We start from the raw sequence: 6,837 nt of genomic DNA on the forward strand, positions 1-6,837 counted from the left end.
GAGCCGGGCGGCAAGCTGGGCATCGGCTTCGACCGGGAGATCGGCGAGGACGCGATGCGCGCCGCCGCGCTCGACGGGTCGATCGAACACCTGATGACCTGGCACGAGGTCGTGCCGGGCGACTTCTTCTACATCCCGGCCAATACCGTCCATGCCATCGGCGCAGGCGTCAGCCTGATCGAGGTGCAGCAGAACAGCGACATCACCTATCGCCTCTACGACTACGGCCGCCCGCGCGAGCTGCATCTGGAGGACGGGATGGCGGTATCGCACGGCGAGCCCTATTCGCGCGAGAAATGGTTCAAGCACGTGCCGCTGGACGGCTCGCAGGTGCTGGTCGATGGCCCGCTCTTCGTGCTGGACCAGATCGCGGGCGTGCCGTCGCAGGAGATCGCGATACGCTATCCCGATGCACTGCTGGTGATCCCGCGCGAGGGCGCGGTCGAAGTCGCGGGCGAGTCCATCGCGCCCGGCAGCTGTGCGCTGGCGATGAGCCTCGCCGACGTGCGATTTGCGGAAAACGGCGTTTGCCTGCTGACGAGACCCTGTAAAATCGCGTCCTGACGGTGCATGAAGGGGGACATGATCGTCCAGACCATCCAGTTGGCACTGACGCCGGTGTTCGTGCTCGTCGCCATCGGCAATATCCTCAACATCCTCTCGACGCGCCTTGGGCGCGTGGTCGATCGCGCGCGGCTCCTGCAGGAGCGGCACGGCACCGCGCAGGGGATGAAGCACGACATGGTGGTCGAACGAGGGCGTGCTGGTCGACAGCGACGGTCCGCGTGTCTCGGTGATCGGGCTGGGGAACGTGATCGTCGTCGTCGATGGCGACGACATCATGATCACCACCGTTGCCAACGTGCAGAAGGTGGGCAAGCTCGCCGGTACCGTCAACCAGTAGGCGCTGACCGAAAGGCGCTTGTGCCTGACCTCAAAGTTTCCCAATGGCCGGGCATGGCAGTGTACGGCCGATTGGTCATCACAAGGTCGGTTTCTGCGATACCACGGAGGCCGATTTATGAACCTTCTGATCATCAGGTTTCTCGCCGGTTCTTAAAGGATGTGGAATGAAGAAAATCGTTGCGTTCGATCTCGACGGTACTCTGGCGCTGAGCAAGCAGCCGCTGACGGAGGAGATGGCAGACCTTCTCGCGCAGTTGCTCACCGTTGCGCAGGTGGCCGTCATTTCGGGCGGTGACTGGCCGCAGTTCGACAAGCAGGTCGCCAGTCGTCTCCCCGCGCATGCCGATCTCTCGCGCTTGTGGATGATGCCGACCAGCGGTGCCAAGCTCTACCTGCACAGCGACGGCGCGTGGTCGCCGGTCTATGCGGAACTGTTCACGCAGGAGCAGAAGCGGGAAATCCTCGATGCCTTCGACGCCTCGCTGGCCGCGACCGGTTTCACGCCCGAGGAGACCTGGGGTGAGCGTATCGAGGACCGCGGCAGCCAGATCACCTTCTCGGCACTGGGCCAGCAGGCCCCGCTGGAGGCGAAGGAACACTGGGATCCGGACTTCGCCAAGCGCAAGGTGATCCAGGCTGATCTCATCAAGCGTCTTCCGGGCGTTTCGATCAACCTCGGCGGTGCGACTTCGGTGGACGTCACGCAGCCGGGCGTCGACAAGGCTTGGGGCCTTCGCCGGCTGGCCGAGCGCAGCGGGGTGGCGGAAGCCGACATGCTGTTCATCGGCGATGCGATCTTTCCGGGTGGCAACGACTATCCGGCCAAGGCGATGGGCCTCGACACCGTCTGCGTGCGTGATCCGGCCGATACCGCCAATGTGATCACCGCGATCGTCGCCTGCCAGAAGGCGAGCTGAGAGGACGCGCCCGGAGTGCCGGAAGCGGACATGGTGCAGGCCTGATGCCCGCTTTCTACCTCACCTTTCTGGCCGTCCTGCTGGCGGGGCTCGGCGCGCGTGATCAAGTCATGATCGCCGGGCTCGCGCTGGGTCAGGGACGGCGTCCGGCGGTGCTGGTCGTGGCAATCCTCACCAGCATCGCGACAGCGACGCTGGCGGCCTATGCAGCTGCGCTCATGCTCATTCAGTTACCGCCGCCCGCGCGCACCATCTTCGCAGCCATCGCCCTCGGCATGGCCGGGCTAGAATCCATGGTGCTGGCGCCCCGCCGCGATCCGCGCGAGCCGACCAGCTCGCTTGGTGCACTCGCACTGGTATTGCTGGCGCACCAGGTCACGGATGCGCCGCGTTTTCTCGTTTTTGGCATGGGTGTGGGACTTGCCGGTCCATGGCCGGCAGGAGCCGCCGGAGCTATAGGAGGTACGGTGCTTGTCGCTTTTGCTTGGGCGAGGCCCGAGCTTCTGGCGACGCCGGTGGCGCGCTGGATGCGCCGGGTGGTCGGCGTCGTACTGCTGGTCACGGCGATCACCGTGTTCCTCCGGCAAATCGGCATTCTGTGATCGATTTTTGCAATCGAACCTATGCTTTCCAATCGCGTTGCTTGGGCTTAGTTCTGTTCACAACACGACAAATCGAGGGAATCCGCTCATGACTTCCAAGGACAACTCGCAGGCCGCGCTCATCGATAGCCTCAACGGGCTTTTGGCGGACACTTTCGCGCTCTATGTGAAGACCAAGAACTTCCACTGGCACGTCCGGGGGCCGCAGTTCCATGACCTGCACCTGCTGTTCGACGCGCATGCGACCGAGATCTTCGGCCTGACCGACCTCATCGCCGAGCGTGTGCGCAAGCTGGGCGGCAAGACCCTGACCTCGATCGGTGCGATCGGCGCGAAGACCAGCATCAAGGACGAAGACGACACCAGCCTCGACGCGATGGCAATGGTCAAGGCCCTGTTCGAGGACAACACCGCCTATGTCGCGACCCTGAAGGCAACCAAGGAACTGGCCGGTGAAGCCGGCGACAACGCCACCGACGGGATCATCGACGACTGGACTGACCAGGCCGAGCAGCGCGCCTGGTTCCTGCGCGAGATTCTCGCCTGACTCATTCCGCAATGGGCTCGGGAGCGCCAGGGCGCCCCCGCGCTCAGAGTGAAATGATTGAAGGCGCAGGCGGCGTCGCTATTGCCATGCGGCTCGCCGAGCGCAAGGGCGTGGCGTTGCGCGTCCCGGATGAAATCGCCGGCCCCGGCCGTGCGCGGTCCTCGCGCATTTACGATATTTGACCTGCTTGTTGCAGAAACACTGTGGTCGTGGCCGCGTCAGTAGCCAATAGGCTGACGCAAGATGCCGGTGAAATTTCAATACACAAATGGGCGCATTTTCTGCGGGCCAACATGGGTGCATCCGGCAAAATAGTGGCTTTACGAATTTTAAGGATCTACCGCCTGCGAGACTTTCGCACATATCCTTCTTCGGCGAAAAAGCGCAGCGGATCATGCCAAATTAGGCAGAATCCCATTTTTCCTCTGATCGAGAATCTACTTTTCACACGCTAATTTTTCCGTGATCTTTAGCTAATTCAAAATATGCAGAGCGATTGATCGCTGGCAGAGCACGCTTCGTCCATGTGCGCTTGAGTTGCGATGGACCTTTCCGCACCCATTGTGCACTGCAGCGAATAGTGTCCGATCCTCCCGGCCAACTTGAATGTATGCTGCAGGTCACTTCGGTGAACTCAGGGCGGCAGTGAGGATCCCTTTCTCGACGTCGAAAGGATATCTATGATCAAGAAAACTCTGCTCTCTCTGAGCGTCGCGGCGATGGTTGCCGCTCCTGTGGCGGCCCAGGCTGGCACTACCGCTTCGGCTTCGGTTGGTAAGATCTCCAACCTCAGCGGCGTTGGCGCTCGTCAGTCGTCCGTTGTTAAGAAGAAGAACAACGCTGAATCCGGCACCATCATTCTCGCCGCTGTTGGCGTGGCCGCGGTAGGCGCCGGCATCTACGTCATCGCTGACGATAATAACAAGTCGAACGGCTCCTGATCTTTTTCGGGAACTCAGACTAAGAGTGGGATGGCCGGGGCGGCATACCGCCCCGGCCATTTCGTTTTGTGCAGGCTTTCGTACCGAGCAGACAAGTTGCCAAGTCGTCACGTAGGTCACTGGCCTGGGCATGGGCTGGAATTGTGAGGGAATCCAGGCGGGGCCCCGTCAGGCGCGCACCAGACGAGTCGGAAGGAGAGGGGGCGGGTGGTGGAACACCTCAACGAGTAAGGGCCCGCTACTTCGAGGTGCGCCTGTCGCCGTTGACCCCCGGCCTGTGACGTACCCCTGTCTCACGGCATCCGCGCCGCTAGAAGTACTGGTACCGGCGCCGGACATCGACATTGCCGCGCGGGCAATATTCGCCGAATGGGGTACGCCCAGATCAGTTGGGGCGAGGCGCAAAACACTTTGCCTCTCAGACGATCCCCGCCGCACCTTTCAATGCCCGACGCCGGGGCAGCAACGTCTGATCCGCACGCTCGACCGGGGGTGGCTCGGCGCCCGGCGCTTCACGAGTGCGGGCGTAAGGATCTGAGAAAGCCCAGCAGCCTGTGCTTGCGTCGATGCGTCGTCATCAGCTCGTCGAGATAGCGATGCCACTCGGCGGTTCTGCCGAGCGTTATGAACCCGCACGCAGCCCGCTCGAGCCAGAAAGCGGCAAGGTCGTATCTGCTCGAGCGCCCGCTCTCGATGATGGGGGATGCCATCTTCACCGCAAAGCCGGCAGCCCATTCAGGGCGGGCCTTGAGCGCGGCATTGGTTAGCCTGACGAGCGCTTCGTCGCGCGCATAATGCAATCGTGGATTGGCGTGTTCGATGCTTGCGATCGCGTCATCGAGTCTATCTTCGTCAAGCAGGATCTCGATGCGGTCGACGGCGTAATACCAAGGTGCGCTGAGGCTGACTCACGTGGGGGATTCCCAAATCGCTGAAAATCTGATTCGACGTTGCAGGTAAGTGGAGGCTTGCGATGGCGGCAGCGATCGGGGATCGATCTGACTACACATCGGCGGATTTGCGTCGGTTTGCGCGGCGAAGCAGTGATGCGGATCAGGTCCGGCGGCTGCGGGCAGTAGCGCTGATCCTGGACGGCGGGAGCCGGAGCGAAGCAGCAAAGGCTGCTGGCGTCACCCTGCAGGTCGTGCGGGACTAGGTGTTGCGGTTCAACGCGGACGGCCCCGATGGGCTGGCGACGCGCAAGGCGCCGGGGCGGACCTCGATCCTCAATGACGAGCAACGAACCCGGCTTGCGGCGATAGTCGAGGCCGGCCCGATCCCGGCGGCGCATGGCGTGGTACGCTGGCGGCTTGTCGATCTGGGGCAATGGATATGGGACGAGTTTGAGCTCTACGTCACACGCCACACGCCACACGCCACACGCCACACGCTTGGGCGCGAACTACGCGCGATGGGCTATCGCAAGCTCTCGGCGCGGCCCCGCCATCGTGGCCAGAAGGGCAACGACATTGTCGATTTTAAAAGACTTCGCTGCCCGTCTGGCGAAGATCAAGCAAAGGCTCCCGAGAGGAAGGCCGATAGAGCTGTGGTGGCAGGATGTGGCCCGCGTCGGCCAGCAGACCAAGCTCACCAGGCGTTGGGCCAGCCGAGGCACCCGGCCATAGGCACCCAAGGACCAGCGGCGATCCTCAGCATGGTTATTCGGTGCGATCTGTCCGGCTGAAGGCAAGGAAGCCGGTATCATCATGCCCCGCTGCAATAGCGAGGCGATGAACATGCACCTCGAGGAGATCGACATCATCTCGGAAATGGGGGGCGAGTAATTCTCGCAACAGGGGGGCGGCTTCATCTTGGATTGCCGGGGCAGCTTCCTCGAGTTCAGCAACTACGCACATATTCTGGCGAGAAGGCTTAAGTGCCTGACTCGGAAGTTTCTCAACCGTAGCAATACCTTGCAGTTCTGCGGGTGAGCATGCGGATGGAGGCGATGGTGGCCCATGCCGTTGACGATGCGATGGTGGCTTCCCAGTCTTTGGCGAGGCGGCGGCATCGGCCAAGCCAAGCGAAGGTGCGTTCGACGACCCATCGCCGAGGGAGAACCTGGAAGCCCTTTGCCTTGTCAGAGCGCTTGATGATCTCGATCGTCCAGGTTCCCGATCCAAGGAGGCCTGCACGGAGCTTGTCGCCGGCATAGCCTCCATCCGCAAAGACATGGCGTAGCCACGGGAAACGTTTGCGCACGGCCTTGAGGACATCGACGGCACCATCGCGGTCCTGAATATCGGCGGTGTGGACGAGGATGAATATGAGAAAGCCGCAAGTGTCCGTCAGGATGTGGCGCTTGCGGCCCTTGATCTTCTTGCCCGCGTCATACCCGCAAGGGCCGCCGCTTTCGGTGGTTTTCACTGATTGGCTGTCGATCACACCGGCACTCGGCGAGGCGTCGCGCCCTTCAATCTCGCGCAGGTTCATTACCAGCACCGTGTTCATGGCTTCGAGCAGACCGGTGTGCGCCACGCGTAGAAGTAGCGCTGCACCGTCGAGACCGGTGGAAAGCATTTGGGCAGAAGCCTCCAAGCGCAGCCGCTTGCCGCAATGTACAGCAGCGCATTCATCACTTCGCGCATGTCCGTCGTGCGACGTCGACCTCCGCGCTTGGCTGGCGGGATAAACGGCGCCGCCAATTCCCACTCCCTGTCCGTCATATCGCTGGAATAGCGCAACCCTTTCCGGCTATGCTCCTGCCGGGCAATACCAGTCCATGCCATTGTTCACTCCATCTCTCGCAGGACGGCGTGAATCACAACATGCTGGTATTGCTCAACAACTTTCGGGGCGGGCTCTAAGCTCGACTTTGTACGATCAGGTAGCGAAGCATAGTGCCTGAGCCATACGTTTTAGGCGGGTTGTGGGAATATAGTTCGGTTCTGGGTGCGGCGGGGAGTGTTGATTAATGTCGCCGA

At 61.8% G+C, this 6,837-nt stretch carries 9 protein-coding genes and 2 pseudogenes; 9 read left to right on the plus strand and 2 right to left on the minus strand.

The annotated features are described in order from the left end of the window. The 8 genes and pseudogenes from ACYPYD_RS06465 to ACYPYD_RS06500 form a co-directional block, all read left to right on the plus strand. Positions 1-564: class I mannose-6-phosphate isomerase (locus ACYPYD_RS06465; protein ID WP_459662530.1), on the plus strand; the 564-nt coding region annotated here is incomplete at its 5' end. Between the two features lie 18 nt (positions 565-582). Next, positions 583-723: pseudogene (locus tag ACYPYD_RS06470) on the plus strand (DUF2721 domain-containing protein); the annotation flags it as partial. A 37-nt stretch (positions 724-760) separates the two neighbouring features. Then, positions 761-904 (plus strand): annotated as a pseudogene (locus tag ACYPYD_RS06475) (mannose-1-phosphate guanylyltransferase); the annotation flags it as partial. Between the two features lie 166 nt (positions 905-1,070). Beyond that, positions 1,071-1,823 carry an HAD-IIB family hydrolase gene (locus ACYPYD_RS06480; protein WP_459662531.1) on the plus strand — a complete coding sequence of 251 codons (753 nt, stop codon included), beginning with the start codon at positions 1,071-1,073 and terminating at the stop codon, positions 1,821-1,823. A 44-nt stretch (positions 1,824-1,867) separates the two neighbouring features. Next, positions 1,868-2,425: a hypothetical protein gene (locus tag ACYPYD_RS06485; protein WP_459662532.1), complete on the plus strand. Its 558-nt coding sequence runs from the start codon at positions 1,868-1,870 to the stop codon at positions 2,423-2,425. An 88-nt stretch (positions 2,426-2,513) separates the two neighbouring features. Continuing rightward, a complete protein-coding gene (locus ACYPYD_RS06490; protein ID WP_069708390.1) occupies positions 2,514-2,972 on the plus strand; it encodes a Dps family protein in 459 nt (152 codons plus the stop codon). Between the two features lie 53 nt (positions 2,973-3,025). Next, positions 3,026-3,154, plus strand: a complete 129-nt coding sequence (locus ACYPYD_RS06495) for a hypothetical protein (protein ID WP_459662533.1) — start codon at positions 3,026-3,028, stop codon at positions 3,152-3,154. A gap of 498 nt (positions 3,155-3,652) precedes the next feature. Next, the gene (locus tag ACYPYD_RS06500) at positions 3,653-3,913 is read left to right on the plus strand and encodes a hypothetical protein (protein ID WP_459662534.1); all 261 of its coding nucleotides are present in this window, start codon (positions 3,653-3,655) and stop codon (positions 3,911-3,913) included. Between the two features lie 512 nt (positions 3,914-4,425). Here the strand turns inward: ACYPYD_RS06500 and ACYPYD_RS06505 are convergent. After that, the gene (locus ACYPYD_RS06505) at positions 4,426-4,713 is read right to left on the minus strand and encodes a hypothetical protein (RefSeq protein ID WP_459662535.1); all 288 of its coding nucleotides are present in this window, start codon (positions 4,711-4,713) and stop codon (positions 4,426-4,428) included. Between the two features lie 356 nt (positions 4,714-5,069). On the opposite strand from ACYPYD_RS06505, the gene ACYPYD_RS06510 reads away from it, so the two are divergent. Beyond that, the gene (locus tag ACYPYD_RS06510) at positions 5,070-5,597 is read left to right on the plus strand and encodes a helix-turn-helix domain-containing protein (protein WP_459662536.1); all 528 of its coding nucleotides are present in this window, start codon (positions 5,070-5,072) and stop codon (positions 5,595-5,597) included. Positions 5,598-5,809: 212 nt separating this feature from the next. Here ACYPYD_RS06510 and ACYPYD_RS06515 read toward each other — a convergent pair. Beyond that, positions 5,810-6,642 (minus strand): IS5 family transposase gene (locus ACYPYD_RS06515; protein ID WP_459662537.1). Its coding sequence is split into 2 segments (ribosomal slippage): positions 5,810-6,384 and positions 6,384-6,642, totalling 834 coding nucleotides; the frame shifts between segments, so codons are not numbered across the junction. Between the last annotated feature and the right edge of the window lie 195 nt (positions 6,643-6,837).

Source organism: Novosphingobium sp. 11B (assembly GCF_054589055.1).